This is a genomic window from Devosia sp. P3_B2 (assembly GCF_056402875.1).
Genome location: NZ_JBFUGO010000006.1, coordinates 65,237 through 82,138, shown reverse-complemented (window position 1 = coordinate 82,138; position 16,902 = coordinate 65,237). Strand labels below are relative to the sequence as shown.

The window sequence follows — 16,902 nt, the reverse complement described above, 5'->3', positions numbered from 1 at the left end:
GTAACCCGTTTTCTGCGGTTTTCACCATACAATCGGATGCACCTCTCCGGTCGAGACGTTCACGAAGCCCTCCGGCGCCAGCGGCGACGGGGCCACCAACACCCAGGTCCACGGCGCGCAGGTCAGCGTCGCAAACATCAGCCGTTCAGGGAAGCCGGGGTTCCAGCGCGGGCGGAAGGTCGGCTCGTACATCCAGTCGACCTGTTCCGCCGCGCGGTAGAGCGCCTGCATCTCGGCATCGAGTTCCGCCGCCGGGCGCTTGCTCATAAGCCCGCCGATCTCGAACCGCACTGTTGCCGTGACCTTGCCCTTGTGCACCAGCGCCCAGCCGCCTTGCGTCTGCCTGAGCGTGTTGACCGCCAGCGCCATGGCGGCGTCGGACGAGCCGCAGGTCCAGATATTGTGCTTGTCGTGCGCCACCGAGCACGCGACGGCGGTGTCCGGATCGCGCGGCCCGCAGCCGCGCCAGAACATCTTCGCAACCTTCCCCTCACCCGAGAAGCGGTCGACGATGGCGAACTTGGTGAGGTTCTCGCTCTCCAGCCGCTGCACCTCGCCGTCCACCACCGGCAGCTCCATGGTGTAGAAATCCGGATGCCAGTGGAACGGCCGGATCACCGCCGACTGCATGGTCTGCCGCCCCGGCGCCGCCTTGATGGCGAAGTCCGCCGCCGTGATCTCGCGCTTAATGTTGATGGTCCTGGTCGCCCATTCCGGCCAGGCGATATCCGGCACCTTGCCGATGAACTTCGTGCCCTCGGAGATCTGCGCCCCATCGGCCCAGACCTTGGCGATCTTCAGCGCCGTCACGTCCTCGAGCAGCACCAGATCGGCAAAGCGGCCGGGCGAGATCGAGCCCACCCAGGGCGTCAGCCGCATGTGCCGGGCCGGGTTGATCGTCGCGCACTGGATGGCGATCTCGGCCGGCAGCCCGGCGGCGATAGCGGTGCGGATATTGTGGTCGGTAGCGCCGGTCTCCAGCGTCAGCGTAGCGCTGCGGTCGTCGGTGGCGAACGCCACCTGGCTCCAGTCGACCAGTCCCCTCTGCAGCAACCCGGTGACGATCTCGGTCATCGAGTGGATGCGGATCTCGATGAACAGCCCGTGCCGCAGCTTGTCCCACGCCTCATCGGCCGACATCATCTCGTGGTCGGAGGCCAGCCCCGCCGCGGCGAAGGCGTTGATCTCGCCGAGCGAGCGCAGCCCGGCACCGTGCCCTTCGACCACGCCACGGGCGGCAAAGGTCGCCTCGATCATCCCCCACAGCCGCTCATGCGACGGGTTCTCCGGGTTCCACACCGCCGGCCAGTCCATCACCTCGTCGAGCCCGGTGACCATGGGGCTCGCCGCCATGAACTTTTGCTGCTCGTCATGGTCGAAATAGCCGCCGCCCCACTCGTAGGCGGTGGGCGGCACGGCGGAACCAGGCTGCGGGAAGATCTTAAGCGGCGACCCCGCTAGCCGCGCCTTGAGCCAGAATTCGAGATTGTGCGGGCCATCGACATTGGAGAATTCGTGGCTCGCCTCGCAGGTCCAGGTATTGCCGCGCGGCATCACCAGCGCCGCTTCCCATTCCGGCGTCAGGTGCGAACTCTCGATATGCTTGTGCACCTCACCGAAGCCTGGGACGGCGGCCAGTTTGGGCTCGTGGAAGCGCTCCTTGACCTGCCCCTGATACTCGCCCGCCGGCCCGACCCAGGCGATGCGCTTGCCGCGCATCACGATCTCCTGGTCGTGCATCCAGGTCCGCGAATGCACGTCGAGCAGTTTCCCAACCCGCAACGACCGGTCGGCGGGGCGCTTGCCCAGCGCCACCAGCAGCAGGTCCTGGCGGATTTTGACTTCGTCGGAGGCGGTGATGAGGAGGTCGGGGGGCAATTGCACGGTCATGGCGTGCCGACCCCCACCCCTGTCCCCTCCCCCTCAGAAGGGGGAGGGAGGCCCACACACCAGCGCCGCGGCAAGCGTCTCCCTCCCCGTTCTGAGGGGGAGGGACCAAGGGTGGGGGTCAACACGCGCAAGAGCATCAAATTCCGTACTTCTTCTTCCAAATGCCAATCAGCCGTAGCGACTCCGCCGCGATCCCCTCGATCATCGCCTCGCCCTTCTCCGCCGTTGCCGGCCGCGGGTCGCCAAACACGCCCGATTTGTTGAAGGCCGAGAGCTTCATCGGTTCACTCCCGAACAGCTCAGGGAACTCCGGGTATTCCGGCGCCGCCCGCTCCATCCGCACCGTGTCCGGCGCCAGCGCCAGCATCATCGAGGTCTCGAGCTCGTCGGCATGATAGAAGCCCGGCCCGGCCGGCTCGCTCTCCATCAGCTCAGCGGCCAGCGCCTCGAGCCGCGGATAATCGAGATGTAGCACCGGGAAACCCGCCTCGCTCAGCGCCCGCGCCGCCAGATTGATCGGCTCGCGATTGCCGAAATGGCCGTTGACCGTAATCAGCCCTTTGACGCCCATCCGCTGCAACCCGCGGCCAATATCAGTGACGGTGGCTCGCAGCGTTTCCGGCGAAAGCGACAGCGTCCCAGCCCAATCCTCCGCAGTCCATGCGTCGCCATAGGCAACGGCCGGCAACAACAGCGCATCGCAGCCCTCGGCGATCCGCCGCGCCACGCCGCTCGCCAGCACCGTATCGGTCAGCAGCGGCAGATGCGCACCATGCTGCTCCACCGCGCCCACCGGCAGCACCGCAATCAGCCCCTCGGCGATGGCGGCCGCGACGTCTTCCCAACTGGCGCTTGCGGCGTCGAGCATCAGGCCCATCCGAGAATGTTGAGCGGGGCAGTCGGCGCAATCTTGCCGAGCAGTTCGGTGACGCTGAGGCTGTAGTCGACATTGCCGCCGAGCCGCGTACCCAATGCCGCTTCGGCGATGTCGGCCGCCTCGTACCCATGGGCAATGAGGTTGATCATCGCCGCCTGCAGCGGCCCCATGGTCGGGTTGAACGCGACGCTCTCGACCGAAAAGCCCGAGACCATCTGCCCGTCCCGCAGCGCCAGCACCACCGCGCCGGGGCACTTGCTGTAGGGCGCATGGGCGCGGCGGCCGGCATCAAGCAGCCGGTCGGCGACAGTCGCCGGCCAGTCGTTGGCGGCAAGATCGAGCGTACCGTCGAAGGCTCCAGCAGCAGCACCGCGTTCACCGAGATAGTCCGGATCGAACGGCCATGGATAAAGCTCGGCCATGGTCAGCCGATGCCCGAGCGGGTCGATCAGCGTCAGTTCACGGCTGCCCGCGAATTCCGAGATGTATTGCCGGCAGTGGGCGCAGGGGTGCGCCTCGCCGATGGCGATGGTCTCGATCGTCGTGCCGCGCGAGGCGGCGCGGGTGAAGACGAACCCTTCGCCATGGATGGTGAAGCCCAGATGCGTGCCGGGGAATTCCACATTGCCGCCGAGCACCAAGTTGCCGGTTTCGCGCTCGAGGCCGACCGCGCCGACGAAGAAATTTGAAATCGGCGGCCGGGCGATGCCGCGTGCCGGAGCAAGCGCCAGAAGCATCAGTTCCTCGACGCTTTCGAGCCCGAAGCTTTGGCGCAGTATCGCCACCTCGGAGGCGAGCAGTATGCCGCCCAGGTTATCTTCCGGCCGGCGCGCCTTTGCTGCGACCAGCGCCGCGACTTCTGCGGCGAGCCGGTCGCCGATCTCGGCGCTCTCTAGGGCAAATCGGGCGGCGATGGCGGGGTCCGCCTGGAACGGATTGAGGCTCACTTCTGGCGCATAGCTCCTCCCGCGAATGCATTTGACAAGCGGGATTTAGGTGTCGTTAGATCGTCATGTAAACCGGTTTACCGGACGGGGGTCAAATGGGTTCAACGCTTATCCACGGAGCGACAGTTCTTTCCGTGGACGCTGAAAATCGGGTGTTCGAGGGTGGCTTCGTCGCCATCCGCGACGGTCGGATCAGCGGTGTAGGGCCTCGCGACGGCACTCCCAACCCGTCCGGCTTCGACGAGGTGTTCGACCTGACCGGGCACCTCGTCATGCCGGGCCTCGTCAACGCTCATACCCACTCGGTGATGGTGCTGTTCCGCGGCCGCTCCGAGGGCCAGAGCCTCCTCACCATGGATGGCTGGTACAACTCGATCCGCGAGCCGGAGCTGTCGCTGGTGTCATCCGATATCGGCCCCGCCGTGGCGCTGAGCTGCGCCGAGATGGCGCTCTCGGGCACCACCACCTTCTGCGACCAGTATTTCTTCGCCGAGGAGATTGCCGACGCAGTGAAGGCCGCCGGCCTCCGCTCGGTCATCGCCTATGGCATCGTGCAGTTGGGCGACAAGGCGCGCGGCGAAGCCGAACTCGCCAAGGCCACCGCCTTCCTCGAGCAGCAGCGCTCCGCCGATGGCCGGATCATCCCGTGGTTCGGCCCGCACGCCCCCTATGTCGACAATTCCGAGGATCTGCTGCTGGCAGAGGTGGAAGTCGCCAACGCATATGGCGTCGGCCTCCACCTGCACATGGCCTGCGGTCCGGAGGATAACGAGGAAACCGAACGCCGCTACGGCACCACCGCCGCCGTGGCGCTCGAAAAGATCGGCTTCTTCAACGGCCGCATCCACGCTGCCCACTGCCTCGACCTCAGCCCCGAGGACATCGCGGTGTTCGCCCGCGCCCCGCATGCGTCGGTCTCCTACAATGCCTCGGCCGGCCTGCGCTCGGGCCGTGAGGGCATCTGCCCGGCGGTGGAGTTGCGTGCGGCCGGCGTCACCGTTGCGCTGGGCACCGACAACGTCGCCGCCAACAATTCCTACGACATGGTCTCCGAAATGCGCGTCGCGGGGCTCGTCGCCAGTCACCGCGAAGGCGTGGCGCAGCCGCTGTCGAGCCGCGACCTCGTGCGCATGGCAACGATCGAGGGCGCCAAGGCGCTTGGGCTCGAGCACGAAATCGGCAGCCTCGAAGTCGGTAAGGCCGCCGATATCGCAGCGTTCGACCTCAGCGGAGCCGGCTACTCGGAAACGCCCGATCCGGAAACGCTGCTGATCTATTCCGGCAGCGGCCGCGACCTCCGCCACCTGTGGGTGGCCGGGGAACAGCTGGTCAGCGACAAGAGCTTGACGCGCCGGCCCTTTGCCGACATCCGACAGACCTACTCGGCGACCTATGCCGATTTCTGGGGCCGCGTCGAAGCGGCCCGCGATAGCAAGAACAAGAAAGTAGTGGCTTGACCAAGCGTAAGTTCATTTTCGATAGCGACGGCGGCGTCGATGACGCCCAGGCGCTGATCCTCCTCGTTGCCAACGGCAAGGTGCCGGACCTGATCACCACGGTGTTCGGCAATGTCGGCCGCGACCAGGCGACCACCAATCTCCTCGCCGTCTGCGCGCAGCTGGGTGTCTCGATCCCGGTGCATCGCGGCGCCGACCGGCCGCTGACCCAGCCGATCATCGATGCCAAATACGTCCACGGCGATGACGGCCTCGGAGGCGCGCCGCGTCCCGCCAAGCAGGACATCCACACCTCCGACGACGGCGTCGCCGTGCTCATCAGCACCTTCCGCGCCGCCGCGGCCAAGGGCGAGAAGGTCGATATCCTGATGATCGGGCCGTTGACCAACCTGGCGCTGGCGCTCCGCCTCGATCCGTCAATCCTTCCCGGCATCGGCACGCTCACCATCATGGGCGGCAACGTCTATGGCCGCGGCAACACCACGCCGGCCGCCGAGTTCAACATCTATGCCGACCCCGAGGGCGCGCATGTGGTGCTGACCGCCGGCATCGAGACGGTGGTGATCCCGTGGGAGCCCTGCCTCACCCACTTCATGGTGGGCGAAAAGATCGACGCGCTGTTCGCCGGCATCCCGGCCTCGCCGCTCAAGACCTTCAACGAAGCGCTGCAGAAGCACGCCCGCGAGAACGGCATCCGCCGGGGCCTGCCCGATCGCTTCCTCTATGTCGATCCGCTGGCCGCCGCCGTGGTGCTCGACCCCTCGATGGTCACCAAGTCGACCGTCGCTTCGTCGAGCGTCGCGCTCGCGCCGGGGATCACCCGCGGCATGACGCTGGTCGATCCTTCCGGGCGCCTCGGCACCCCCAAGATTACGTTCGTCGAGGAGGTCGATATCGCTAAAGTCGACGCTCTCTACGCCGTATCCGCCGCCTATTCCCCCAAGAATTAGAACAAACGCAAACAGGAGTGCGCATGTCTCTGATCTCGACTCTCGGTAAAGCCGCAGCAGGTATCCTGCTTTCGGCCTCGATGATGGCGTCGACGGCAATGCCCGTCGCCGCCGCAGAATACACCAAGGACAACCCGCTCAAGGTCGCGCTCGTCTTGCACGGCACGCTCGGCGACAAGAGCTTCTTCGATGACGCCGCCGAAGGCATGAAGCAGGCCGAGGCCGAGCTGCCGGTGACGGTGAAGATCATCGAGCTGGGCTATGACCGCTCGAAATGGCAGGCCGGCCTCGCCGACGCCGCTGACTCGGGCTACGACGTGATCATCGCCGGCACCTTCGACATGACCGGCTATATCGCCGAGCTGTCGCCGGAATATCCGGACGTGAAGTTCATCGATTTCGACGACTCGCCCGATTACACCAAGTGCGAGTGCAAGAACGTCCTCGGCGTGCAGTACACCACTGCCGCCGCCGGCTATCTCGCCGGCTACGCCGCCGCCAAGCTCTCGAAGTCCGCGATCCTGGGCACCATCATCGGCATGGAATTCCCGACCGTCACCGACTTCAAGACCGGTTTCGACCAGGGCGCCAAGGCCGCCAACCCGTCGATCAACATCCTCAATGCCGTGGCCGGTGCGTTCAACGACCCTGCCAAGGGCAAGGAAATCGCGCTCGCCCAGATCAACCAGGGTGCCGACGTGGTGTTCCCGATCGCTGGCGGTACCGGCATCGGCTCGCTGCAGGCGGTCAAGGACTCGGGCAAGCTCGCCGTCGGCGTCGACAGCGACCAGGCGACGATCTTCTCGACCTCCGATCCGGCTCAGGCCGATGTGATCTTCACCTCGGTCCTCAAGAAGGTCGGCCACTCGCTGTTCCTGGCGCTGCAGGGCACGCTCGACGGCACTGCGCCGTACGGCTCGCGTGAGCTGCTCGGCATCAAGGACGGCGCCGTGGGGATCGCCAAGAACGCCTGGTACGAGAAGCTCGTGCCGGCCGACGTGCGCGCCGAAGTCGATGCGCTCGAGGCCAAGATCGTCGCCGGCGAGATCGAAGTCGCCACCGACATGAAGTGATGCAACGGGCCCCGCGGCAACGCGGGGCCCAACTCTTTGAATATCTGGCGCAAAGCGGGGCAGCATGGCGCTTCTGGAAGCAATCGGGATCGGCAAGACCTATCCCGGCGGTGTAGTGGCCAATGACGGGGTGAACCTCGTTATCGAGCCGGGCGAAGTTCATGCCGTGGTCGGCGAGAACGGCGCGGGCAAATCCACCCTGATGAAGATCCTGTTCGGTATCGAACAGCCGAACGCCGGCACCTTGCTGCTCGACAACAAGCAGGTGCATTTCGCCAACCCGCGCGAGGCGATCGATGCGGGCATCGGCATGGTGTTCCAGCATTTCTCGCTAGTCCCGAGTTTTTCCGTCTACGAGAACGTGGTGCTCGGTTCCGAGCCCAAGGCCGGCATCCGGCTCGATCGCGCCAAAGCGATTGCCGAGGTGCAGGCGCTCAGCGACAAATTCCGCCTGAAGGTCGACCCGCTTCCCTCGGTCGGGTCGCTCCCGGTCGGCCAGCAGCAGCGCGTCGAAATCCTCAAGGCGCTCTACCGCAACGCCCGCATCCTGATCCTCGACGAGCCGACCGCCGTGCTGGCGCCGCAGGAAGTGCAGGAGCTGTTCATCGCCATCCGCTCGCTGGTGGCGCAGGGCAAGACGGTGATCTTCATCGCCCACAAGCTGCCCGAAGTGCTGGAGATCTCGAACTCCATCACGGTGATGCGGCAGGGCAAGACCGTCGGCCAGGTGAAGACCAAGGAAGTCACCGAGAAGAGCCTCGCCGCCCTGATGGTGGGCCGCGAAGTGAGCCTCCGGGTCGATCGCAAGCCCACCGACCAGACCGAACGCGTCGCCTCGGTCAGTGGCCTCCGCGTCGTCAACGCGCGCGGCACCGAAGTGGTGGCCGGGCTCGATCTCAACGTCTATGCCGGCGAGATCGTCGGGCTAGTGGGCGTCGAAGGCAACGGGCAGGCCGAAACGCTGGAGGCGATTTCCGGGCTCCGCCACGTGGCGGCCGGCGACATCGTCGTCGCCAACCAGAATGCCAACCCGCTGACCGTGCTCGAACGGCGCGGCCTCGGCCTCGCCTCGATCCCCGAAGACCGCATCGCCGAAGGCCTCGCCACCGGATCGACGGTAGCGGAGAACCTCGTTGCGACCCGGCTCAACGATAAGCGCTACGTGCGTAACGGCCTGCTCGACCTCAGGGCGATCAAGGCCAACGCGCAGCGGCTGATCGAGCAGTTCTCGATCCGCGTGGGCGGGCCCGGCTATGCCGTCGGCACGCTGTCGGGCGGCAACATGCAGAAGGTGGTGGTGGCGCGCGAACTCAGCGAGCAGCCGAAACTCCTCCTGGTCAACCAGCCCACCCGCGGCGTCGATCTCGGGGCTACGCAGTTCATCTGGCGCACCATTACCGACGCCCGCGACAAGGGCGCTGCGGTGCTGTTGAGTTCGGCCGATCTCTCCGAGTTGCTGGCGCTCAGCGACCGGCTGGTGGTGCTGTATCGCGGCAAGATCGTTGCGGCCTTCCTCAACACGCCCGACCTGACCCCGGAAACGCTCGGCACATACATGCTCGGGCTCTCGACCCAGACCGCAGACGAAATGAAGGCGGCCCTCAAATGAGCAATATCCCCGCCGTCGATCGCCGGTCGCGCTGGAAGACGATACGACGCGAAGTCGGTCGCGCCGTCGGCGCGCTGGTCATCGCGCTCGTCGTCACCTTCATCGTCGTGCTACTCACCTCCAAGGCGCCGATCGACGCGATCACCCAGTTGCTCACGGCCCCGGCATCGAAGCCCCGCACTATCGGGCTGTGGCTGGACGATGTCGCCAAGCTCACCGTCACCGGCCTTGCGTTCAGCCTAGTGTTCCAGGCCCGGCAGTTCGCCATGGGCGTGCAGGGCCAGGTCTATATCGGCGCGCTCGCCGCCAGCTATGTGGCGCTGTCGCCGCTCGGCGCCAGCTGGGCCGGCATCCCGCTCGGCATCGCCGCCGCCATGCTGGCCGGCGCGATCTACGGGTTCCTCCCCGGCATCGCCAAGGCCAAGCTCGGTGCCAACGAGATCGTCTCGTCGTTGATGCTCAACTACATCGCGGTCGAGCTCTGCAACTTCCTCGTCCGTGTCAGCCTGCCCAAGCCGCAGCCTGGCGTCCTGACCACCAACGACTTCCCCGACAGCGCGGTGTTCCCGCAGCTGATCAAGTTCGACGGGCTCAACGTCACCCGGCTCGACCTCGGGCTGGTCTTCGCGCTCGTCGCGGTGTTCGTGGTGTGGTTCGCGCTCTACCGCACCAGCTGGGGCCTGAAGCTGCGGCTCGTCGGGCACAACGCCCGCTTCGCCGAGTATTCCGGCATCAAGGCGACCTTCATCATGGTCTCGGCGATGACCGCCTCCGGCGCGCTGGGTGGCCTGCTCGGCTCGATGTTCGTCCAGGGGCAGGGCTACGGCAAGCTGACCGTGCTGTTCGAGGGCGGCCTCGCCTTCGAGGGCATTCTCGTCGCCATCGTCGCCCGCAGCCGGCCGCTGGCCGTGCCGATCGTGGCACTGTTCTACGGCTATCTGAGACAAGGCGCGCAGCTGATGAACATCCGTACCGACGTTCCGGCCGAGGTGATCGGCGTCGTCACCGCGATCATCATCCTGCTCGTCAGCTCGTCCTTCTCGCTCAACTTTGTCACGCGGCTGTTCAAGCGCAGTCCGTCGCCATCAGTTGCGCCTGCCGCTGCCGGAGGTGCCGCCAAATGATGGAACTCATCATCACGGTCTTTTCGGCCACCTTCTTCGTCACCGTCATCCGCACCACCACGCCGCTGCTGCTGGCGACGCTAGGCGGGCTGATCGCCGATCTCTCGGGCGCGCTCAACGTGGCGCTCGAGGGCATGATGCTGATCGGCTGCCTAACCGCGGTGATCGTCTCGGTCTATGCCCCGTGGTACGTGGCGGTCGCCGCCGGCCTCGGCGCTGGCGCCGTGCTCGGGCTGGTCATGGCGTTCTTCGCCTACCGGCTGAAGGCCGACATCATCCTCGTCGGCTTTGCCATCAACATCCTCGCGGCAGGCGGCACGGTGTTCGCCCTCGCCATCGCCACGGGCGGCGACAAGGGCACCTCGATCAACCTGCAGAGCAAGGCCGTCCCGGCGGTCGATCTCAGCTTCCTCAGCGCCATCCCCGGTATCGGCCCGATCCTCAAATCGTTCCTCTCCGGCCACTCGGTGCTGAGCTGGCTCGCGGCGTTCCTCGTCTTCGCGGTCTGGTACTTCCTCTACCGCACGCCCTGGGGCCTGTGGCTACGCGGCGTCGGCGAATACCCGGCCGCGCCAGAGGCCGCCGGCATCCCGGTCAACAAGGTGCGCACCCTGAGCCTCGTCGTCTCCGGCGCCCTCGCCGGCATCGGCGGCGCGCAGCTCGCGATGTTCAACTATGTCGGCTTCACCCGCGACATGACCGCCGGCCGCGGCTTCATCGCGCTGGGCGCCGTGCTGCTCGGCGCCCGCCACCCGGTTGGGGCGCTACTCGCTGCCCTGCTGTTCGGCGCCTTCGAGGCGCTAGCGGTGGTGATGCCGGGCTTGTTCAACGACATCCCGGCCGAACTGATCCGCATGATCCCGTTCGTCGTGACGATCGCAGCCCTGGTGCTGTTCTCGGTGCGGGCGCAACGGGCACTGGCGTTGCGGGGGTTGAAGTAGCGCTCGATCGGCGCGTGGGGGCACCCCCACCCTCAGTCCCTCCCCACAAGGGGGAGGGAGGCGCAAGCAGCGATATCTCAGTCGTCTCCCTCCCCCTTGTGGGGAGGGATCAAGGGTGGGGGTGGCCACACGCTCGAAGGTCAGTGGCCCAACCGCTCCGCCGCAATAGCCAGCACCCGCTTGAACGCCGTCATATCCGTCAGCTCCGCCCCAACCGGCGCGTCGCCCACCACCACCGCCCCGCCGCGGCTGACCACCCCGCCATGCAGCATCAGGTTGTCGATGAACCCCAAATCCTCGATCAGGATGTGATCCGGCCCCCGCGGCTTGCCATCGGCATCGGCGTACCACTCGCCATTGAAGTGCGCCCGCGTCCGCTCGCCGTGGTCCGCCTTCACGTTGGTATAGGCAAACGCCGGCTTCCCCTGCGCGCACATGAACCCGAGCTCGAAGCACGTCCCGGTGTCAGCGGCAATCCCCCGGAACGGCGTCAGGTTGGCGATGATCGCGTCGGCCGAGTGCATCAGCTTCTCGTCGATGGCGCTGATCGCCAGCCCGAGCTCCCACTTGCTGTTGGTCGGGGGAAACTCGAGGTCGCCGGGCGACACCGGAACCAGTCCCGCCTCGCGGGTCAGCGCGATCTTCAGATCAAGGATCTCGCGCGCATTCGGCAGGAACACTTCAGGGCCGGCGAGATAGACGGATTTCGGCATGATTTCTCGTTCAGGATGCGTTCAAGTCTGGGGCAAACTAGCGGCTATATATGTCAGCTCCGCTGACCAGATCGCCGCCGACGAAGGTCGCGGCGATGTTCGGCCGGCTCGCGGTGTAGAGAATTTGCTCAACCCGCTCAACAGGTTCGGCGCCAAACAGCCGAATAGTCCCCGCCTCCGCTGCCGGGTCCATAATCAGCGCGTCGAAGTGATAACCGGGGCGGAAAATACCGATGGGCAGATCGAGCGCAACACCACCGCCGGCGGTGGCGAGGTGGAAGGCGGTGAGCATATCGACCCGCGAGTTCGGCACGCCTCGCGTTTCACGTGAATCCTTCGCGTCCACCCCATCTTCGAGCATCCGCGACGCCTGCGCCGTGGCGCGGCAGGCTTCCAGCATCGAGCCCGAGGGCCCGCCGGAAATGTCGGTGCCGAGCCCGACATGCAGGCCCTTCTCCAGCGCCCGGCGCAGCGGGAACACGGCATTGCCGAAATACATGTTGGACAGCGCACAATGCGCCACCCCTGCCCCGGCGGCGCGCACCGCCTCCATGTCCATGTCGGTCAGGAACACGGAGTGGGCGAGCACGGTCTTGCGCGTCAGCAGGCCGAAATGGGAGAGTGCGTCGGTGTCGGTTCTGCCATAGCGATCAAGCGCATAGTTATGGGCCCAGTCGCTTTCCGAGCAATGGGTCTGGACGTGACAATCGCACTCTGCCGCTAGCGCGCCGAGCCCAGCCAGCGCCACGTCGGTGCATGACGGAATGAAGCGCGGCGTCACCACCGGCAGCACCCGATCATTGTCGGGCATTGCTCGTATGTAATTGATAACGCTACGTGTTTCGTCGATGGCCTGTTCCGCGGATGCATCCCGATAATAGTCCGGGCAGCTCGCCGGGTCGTCCATCACCACCTTGCCAACCAGCGCCCGCTGACCCCGATCGAGGCAGATTTCCGCAAGCAATTCAGTGGCTTGCCGGTGCACCGTGGCAAAGTACAGCGCCGTGGTGGTGCCCGAGGCGAGCAGATCGGCTACCAGCGTCTCGTAGCGCTCGCGGGCGAAATCGAGGTCCGCGTACTTCGCCTCCAGCGGAAACGTGTACTTGCCCAGCCACACCTCAAGCGGCTCATCCAGCGCCAGCCCGAGCTGCGGATATTGCGGCGCGTGGATGTGGAGATCGACGAAGCCGGGGAGGATCAGCTGGCCCTCCGGCACTTCGATCGTCCCGTCCGGTACCCCGTCCTCGGCGCTCGCGATGGCAACGATCTTCCCATCGGCTCCGATGGAAATCACTGCATCCTCAAGCACTTCCAGCTGTCCACGGACCGGCGCATGGGCAAACGTCCCGCGGATCGAGCGGCCTCGCAGACCCGTCACCAGACCACCTTGTGCTGCTCGCCGTTCTGCACGTTCACAAAACCCTCCGGCGCCAGCTCGCTCGGCGCCACCAGCACCCAGCGCCAGGGCGAGCAGGTGAGCGTCGCGAACTTCAAAAACTCCGGGAAACCGGGCTTCCAGAGGTTCAGAGCCGATGGCTTATACATCCACTCCACCGCCTCGGCAGCGCGATAGAACGCCTGCATGTCCTTGTCGAACGCCTCGGCCGAGCGCGCCGTCATCAGCCCGCCGATCTCGAAGCGCATCTCGGCGACCACCTCGCCCTTGTGCACCAGCACCCAGCCGCCGTCGATCTCCTGCAGCCGGTTCACCGCCTTGGCCATCGCCTCATCGGACGAGCCGATGCACCAGACGTTGTGGCTGTCATGCGCCACCGACGAGGCCAGCGCCGTATCCGGGTCGGCCGGTCCGCAGCCGGTCCAGAACATCTTCGCTACCGCGCCATCGCCGCGATAGCGATCGACCAGCGCCCACTTGGTGATCATCCGCTCGGTGTCGCGCTGCACCAGGCCATCGGCCACCGGCAGGGTCTCGACCAGAAAGTCCTCGTTCCAGTGGAACGGGCGAAGGATCGCCGCCTGCATCGTGTGGCGGCCCGGCTCGGCCTTGATGGCAAAGTCGTGGGCGTGCAGCGTGCGCCCGATATTCATGGTCTTCCGCGCCCAGTCGGGCCATTCGATCGGGGCCGCCTCGCCAAGGAACGACTTGCCGTCCGACACCAGCCGGCCATCGGCGTAGACGTGCTTTATCGACAGCGTCTGCACGTCGTCGAGCAATACTATGTCGGCATAGCGCCCCGGCGAGATCGAGCCGACCCATTGGTCGATCCGCATATGCCGCGCCGGATTGATGGTGGCGCACTGAATGGCGATCTCTGGCGCAAGGCCATACGAAATGGCGTGCCGCACATTGTAGTCGGCGGCACCGAGCTGCAGCGTTTCCGACGCCGAGCGGTCGTCGGTGGTGAAGGCGATGTTCGACCAGTCCTCCAGCCGCTCGATCAGCCCAGGCAGTATGACGTCATAGGAGAACGGCCGCAGCTCGGTGAAAATGCCGTGGCTCAACCGTTCCCACGCTTCCTCCAGCGCCCAGACCTCATGGTCCGACGAGATGCCGGCGGCGGCGAAAGCCGAGAGATCATGCGGGTCGATCAGCCCGGAACCGTGCCCCTCGACCACGCCGCGCATCTCCATGGTGGCGCCGATCATCCCCCACATGCGGATATAGCCGGGGTTCTCGGGGTTCCACACCGAGGGCCAGTCCATCACCTCGTCGAGGCTGACCGTGCCCATGTCGTGGGCGAGGAATTCGCGCTGCTCCTCGTAGCCGTAATAGCCGCCCGACTCTTCCCAGGCACTGGGCGGCACGGCCGAGCCGGGCTGGATGAAGATCTTCAGCGGCGAGCCGGCAACGCGGGACTTCTGCCAGAACTCCTGGTTCTTGGGGCCGTTGACGTTAGCGAACTCGTGGCTCGCCTCGCAGGTCCAGGTATTGCCGCGCGGCAGCACCAGCGCCGCCTCGAACTCGGGGGTGATGTGGGTCGATTCGATGTGCTTGTGCACCTCGCCGAACCCCGGCACGGCCGAGAGGTCGGCGTAACTGACCCGCGCCGCTACCTCGCCCTTGTAGCTGCCGCGCTGCCCGATGAAGGCGATGCGTCGACCGGACACCACGATTTCCTGATCCGTCAGCCACTGGCGCGAGTGCACCGAGAGCAGCCGGCCAACCTCGATCACCAGGTCCGCCGGCCTCTTGGCCAGCGCCACGAGGGTCAAATGCTGGCGAATGGCGACTTCGTCCTCGGCATTGAGGATCAGGTCATCAGGCTGGCGCATCAATGGGTCATCCGGGGGTGCAGCACCTTAGTAAAGCGGTTTACGAAGTCGGGCGCAATGTGCCGAAATGGGGGCGATGCGGCAAGCCCGCGGGTGCTTAATGCTTCCTGAACGGACGGGCCGCTTGCCGAAGAAGGCCCGACCATCATCGCTTGCCGCTGGCACACCGTTTTGCCATAAGCTGCCGGCCTCGATCCCCACCCTGCGAGGAGCGCCGTGATGAGCCAGATTGCCATTTTCAGTGGTAGCTCTCATCCCGAACTCGCGGCCGCGATTTGCGCGCAACTCGGCGTGCCACTGCTGCCGACCCGGGTGAAGCGGTTCTCGAACGACTGCATCGAAGTGCAGCTGCAGGCCAATTGCCGCGAGCAGGACGTGTTCCTGATCCAGACGCTGAGCGCCCCAGTGCAGGACCACCTGGTCGAACTGCTGCTGATGCTCGATGCCGCCCGCGGCGCTTCGGCGGCCCGCATCACGGCGGTGATACCGCACTACGCCTATGCCCGCTCCGACAAGAAGGACGCGCCGCGCATCTCGATCGGCGGCCGGCTGGTCGCCGACCTGCTGCAGACCGCCGGCGCCAATCGGGTACTGACGATGACGCTGCATTCCCCGCAGGTGCACGGCTTCTTCAGCGTGCCGGTCGATCACCTGCATGCGCGGAGCGAGCTCGCCGAGTATTTCCAGCGCTACGACATCAGCAACGCGGTGGTGGTATCGCCCGATCTCGGCAACGCCAAGAACGCCGCCGCCTTCGCCAAACGACTCGGCGTTCCGGTAGCGGCAGGCGCCAAGGAGCGGATCAGCGACACCGAGGTGCGGATCACCGCGCTGATCGGGGACGTCGCGGGCCGCGACGTGATCGTCCTCGACGACGAGATCGCCAATGGCGGCTCGATGATCGAGCTGCTCAAGCACCTCAGGGCGCACGGCGCTCGCTCGGTGCGCATCGCCTGCACGCACGGCATTTTTGCCGGCTCGGCGATCGCGCGGCTGGCGGCGGAGCCGGATGTGCTGGAGATTGTCTGCACCGACACGCTACCGATCGCCGAAGCGCGGCGGGTGCCCAAGCTCACCGTGCTGTCGATTGCCCCGGCGCTGGCCGAGGCGATGCGACGGATCAACAGCGGCGAATCGGTGAGCACACTGTTCCATGCGGAACAGCCCGCGCCGGTGACCCGCCTCAGGGCTTAGCAAGACCCGGACTGACACCGGCCGCAGGATCATGGGTTTACAGCGTCTCAGATTACGGATATCTATTGTCCTTAAGGATGCGTAATGTCCTCAATTAGGAGATAGCGATGAAGGTTGTGGTGATCGGCGGAACCGGGCTTATCGGCTCACGGGTGGTGAGCGGGCTGGCGGCAAAGGGCCATGAGGCGATCGCCGCTTCGCCGGCGTCGGGGGTCAACACGCTGACCGGCGAGGGCCTGGCCGAGGTGCTCAAGGGCGCCGACGTGCTGGTCGATCTCTCCAACTCGCCCTCGTTCGAGGACCAGGCGGTGCTGGATTTCTTCACCACCTCCGGCCGCAACCTGGTCGCCGCCGAACTGGCCGCCGGCGTGAAGCATCATGTGGCGCTATCGATCGTGGGCACCGACCTGCTGCCGGAGAGCGGATACATGCGCGCCAAGGTGGCGCAGGAAGCGGTGATCAAGGCCGGCGGGGTTCCGTACACGATCCTCCGCTCGACGCAGTTCTTCGAGTTCCTCAAGGGAATCGCCAACTCCGCCGGCGAAGGCGACAGCATCACGCTGTCTTCGGGGCTGGTGCAGCCGGTGGCGGCGATCGACCTGTCGGTCGCGGTGGCCGAGATCGCCCTCAGGGCGCCGCTCAACGGCACAAGCGAGATCGGTGGGCCAGAGGCGTTTCCGCTGAGTACGCTGGTGCAGCGCTACCTCGCGGCGGCCGGCGACAAGCGCACGGTGGTCGGCGATCCGCACGCCAAGTATTTCGGCACCGAACTCAGCGAAAAGTCGCTCGTGCCGCAGGGCGCCTATCAGAAGACGCCGACCGGCTTCGAAACTTGGCTGAAGACAGCTTTCGCGCCGCGAACCTGACGTGCACACACGGGGAGTTGGAATTGG

General features: G+C 65.9%; 14 protein-coding genes. 8 read left to right on the top strand and 6 right to left on the bottom strand.

The features are described 5' to 3' along the window. Positions 1 to 21: 21 nt before the first annotated feature. From AC1DV8_RS10580 to AC1DV8_RS10570, 3 genes are all read right to left on the bottom strand, one after another. Positions 22 to 1,890 carry an adenine deaminase gene (locus AC1DV8_RS10580; RefSeq protein ID WP_477157443.1) on the bottom strand — a complete coding sequence of 623 codons (1,869 nt, stop codon included), beginning with the start codon at positions 1,888 to 1,890 and terminating at the stop codon, positions 22 to 24. A 136-nt stretch (positions 1,891 to 2,026) separates the two neighbouring features. Continuing rightward, entirely contained in the window at positions 2,027 to 2,758 is a 732-nt protein-coding gene (locus AC1DV8_RS10575; RefSeq protein WP_477157442.1) for a creatininase family protein, read from the bottom strand. Continuing rightward, positions 2,758 to 3,714: a hypothetical protein gene (locus AC1DV8_RS10570; protein ID WP_477157441.1), complete on the bottom strand. Its 957-nt coding sequence runs from the start codon at positions 3,712 to 3,714 to the stop codon at positions 2,758 to 2,760. The genes AC1DV8_RS10575 and AC1DV8_RS10570 overlap by 1 nt, the downstream gene beginning before the upstream one ends. A gap of 134 nt (positions 3,715 to 3,848) precedes the next feature. On the opposite strand from AC1DV8_RS10570, the gene AC1DV8_RS10565 reads away from it, so the two are divergent. The 6 genes from AC1DV8_RS10565 to AC1DV8_RS10540 all read left to right on the top strand — a co-directional run bounded on the left by AC1DV8_RS10565 (position 3,849) and on the right by AC1DV8_RS10540 (position 10,868). Beyond that, a complete protein-coding gene (locus AC1DV8_RS10565; RefSeq protein ID WP_477157440.1) occupies positions 3,849 to 5,171 on the top strand; it encodes an amidohydrolase family protein in 1,323 nt (440 codons plus the stop codon). After that, the gene (locus AC1DV8_RS10560) at positions 5,168 to 6,121 is read left to right on the top strand and encodes a nucleoside hydrolase (RefSeq protein ID WP_477157439.1); all 954 of its coding nucleotides are present in this window, start codon (positions 5,168 to 5,170) and stop codon (positions 6,119 to 6,121) included. The genes AC1DV8_RS10565 and AC1DV8_RS10560 overlap by 4 nt, the downstream gene beginning before the upstream one ends. Positions 6,122 to 6,144: 23 nt before the next feature. Further along, positions 6,145 to 7,194 (top strand): BMP family lipoprotein, encoded by a 1,050-nt coding sequence (locus tag AC1DV8_RS10555; RefSeq protein WP_477157438.1) that lies wholly within the window; start codon positions 6,145 to 6,147, stop codon positions 7,192 to 7,194. A 64-nt stretch (positions 7,195 to 7,258) separates the two neighbouring features. Next, positions 7,259 to 8,803 carry an ABC transporter ATP-binding protein gene (locus AC1DV8_RS10550; protein ID WP_477157437.1) on the top strand — a complete coding sequence of 515 codons (1,545 nt, stop codon included), beginning with the start codon at positions 7,259 to 7,261 and terminating at the stop codon, positions 8,801 to 8,803. Beyond that, positions 8,800 to 9,927, top strand: coding sequence for an ABC transporter permease (locus tag AC1DV8_RS10545; protein WP_477157436.1), 1,128 nt, complete (start codon positions 8,800 to 8,802; stop codon positions 9,925 to 9,927). The genes AC1DV8_RS10550 and AC1DV8_RS10545 overlap by 4 nt, the downstream gene beginning before the upstream one ends. Further along, complete coding sequence (locus AC1DV8_RS10540; RefSeq protein WP_477151779.1) at positions 9,924 to 10,868, top strand: ABC transporter permease; 945 nt, start codon at positions 9,924 to 9,926, stop codon at positions 10,866 to 10,868. The genes AC1DV8_RS10545 and AC1DV8_RS10540 overlap by 4 nt, the downstream gene beginning before the upstream one ends. Before the next feature lie 140 nt (positions 10,869 to 11,008). On the opposite strand, the gene AC1DV8_RS10535 is transcribed toward AC1DV8_RS10540, so the two are convergent. From AC1DV8_RS10535 to AC1DV8_RS10525, 3 genes are read right to left on the bottom strand one after another with little or no spacing between them, the layout of a single operon-like run. Next, positions 11,009 to 11,581 (bottom strand): nucleoside 2-deoxyribosyltransferase, encoded by a 573-nt coding sequence (locus AC1DV8_RS10535; protein WP_477157435.1) that lies wholly within the window; start codon positions 11,579 to 11,581, stop codon positions 11,009 to 11,011. A gap of 37 nt (positions 11,582 to 11,618) precedes the next feature. Then, positions 11,619 to 12,959, bottom strand: coding sequence for a guanine deaminase (guaD, locus tag AC1DV8_RS10530; RefSeq protein ID WP_477157434.1), 1,341 nt, complete (start codon positions 12,957 to 12,959; stop codon positions 11,619 to 11,621). Continuing rightward, positions 12,956 to 14,815, bottom strand: a complete 1,860-nt coding sequence (locus tag AC1DV8_RS10525; RefSeq protein WP_477157433.1) for an adenine deaminase — start codon at positions 14,813 to 14,815, stop codon at positions 12,956 to 12,958. Before AC1DV8_RS10525 ends, guaD begins: the two co-directional genes overlap by 4 nt. A 219-nt stretch (positions 14,816 to 15,034) precedes the next feature. On the opposite strand from AC1DV8_RS10525, the gene AC1DV8_RS10520 reads away from it, so the two are divergent. Together AC1DV8_RS10520 and AC1DV8_RS10515 are read left to right on the top strand one after the other, a co-directional pair. Further along, positions 15,035 to 16,009: a ribose-phosphate diphosphokinase gene (locus AC1DV8_RS10520; protein WP_477157432.1), complete on the top strand. Its 975-nt coding sequence runs from the start codon at positions 15,035 to 15,037 to the stop codon at positions 16,007 to 16,009. 107 nt (positions 16,010 to 16,116) lie between these two features. After that, a complete protein-coding gene (locus AC1DV8_RS10515) occupies positions 16,117 to 16,875 on the top strand; it encodes an SDR family oxidoreductase (protein WP_477157431.1) in 759 nt (252 codons plus the stop codon). Positions 16,876 to 16,902 lie beyond the last annotated feature (27 nt).

Bases quoted from the DNA above. Each gene is read 5' to 3' on its own strand.
- AC1DV8_RS10520 (WP_477157432.1), top strand. From the start codon at position 15,035: ATGAGCCAGATTGCCATTTTCAGTGGTAGCTCTCATCCCGAACTCGCG.
- AC1DV8_RS10525 (WP_477157433.1), bottom strand. From the start codon at position 14,815: ATGCGCCAGCCTGATGACCTGATCCTCAATGCCGAGGACGAAGTCGCC.
- AC1DV8_RS10545 (WP_477157436.1), top strand. From the start codon at position 8,800: ATGAGCAATATCCCCGCCGTCGATCGCCGGTCGCGCTGGAAGACGATA.
- AC1DV8_RS10580 (WP_477157443.1), bottom strand. From the start codon at position 1,890: ATGACCGTGCAATTGCCCCCCGACCTCCTCATCACCGCCTCCGACGAA.
- AC1DV8_RS10535 (WP_477157435.1), bottom strand. From the start codon at position 11,581: ATGCCGAAATCCGTCTATCTCGCCGGCCCTGAAGTGTTCCTGCCGAAT.
- AC1DV8_RS10575 (WP_477157442.1), bottom strand. From the start codon at position 2,758: ATGCTCGACGCCGCAAGCGCCAGTTGGGAAGACGTCGCGGCCGCCATC.
- AC1DV8_RS10555 (WP_477157438.1), top strand. From the start codon at position 6,145: ATGTCTCTGATCTCGACTCTCGGTAAAGCCGCAGCAGGTATCCTGCTT.
- AC1DV8_RS10540 (WP_477151779.1), top strand. From the start codon at position 9,924: ATGATGGAACTCATCATCACGGTCTTTTCGGCCACCTTCTTCGTCACC.
- AC1DV8_RS10550 (WP_477157437.1), top strand. From the start codon at position 7,259: ATGGCGCTTCTGGAAGCAATCGGGATCGGCAAGACCTATCCCGGCGGT.
- AC1DV8_RS10515 (WP_477157431.1), top strand. From the start codon at position 16,117: ATGAAGGTTGTGGTGATCGGCGGAACCGGGCTTATCGGCTCACGGGTG.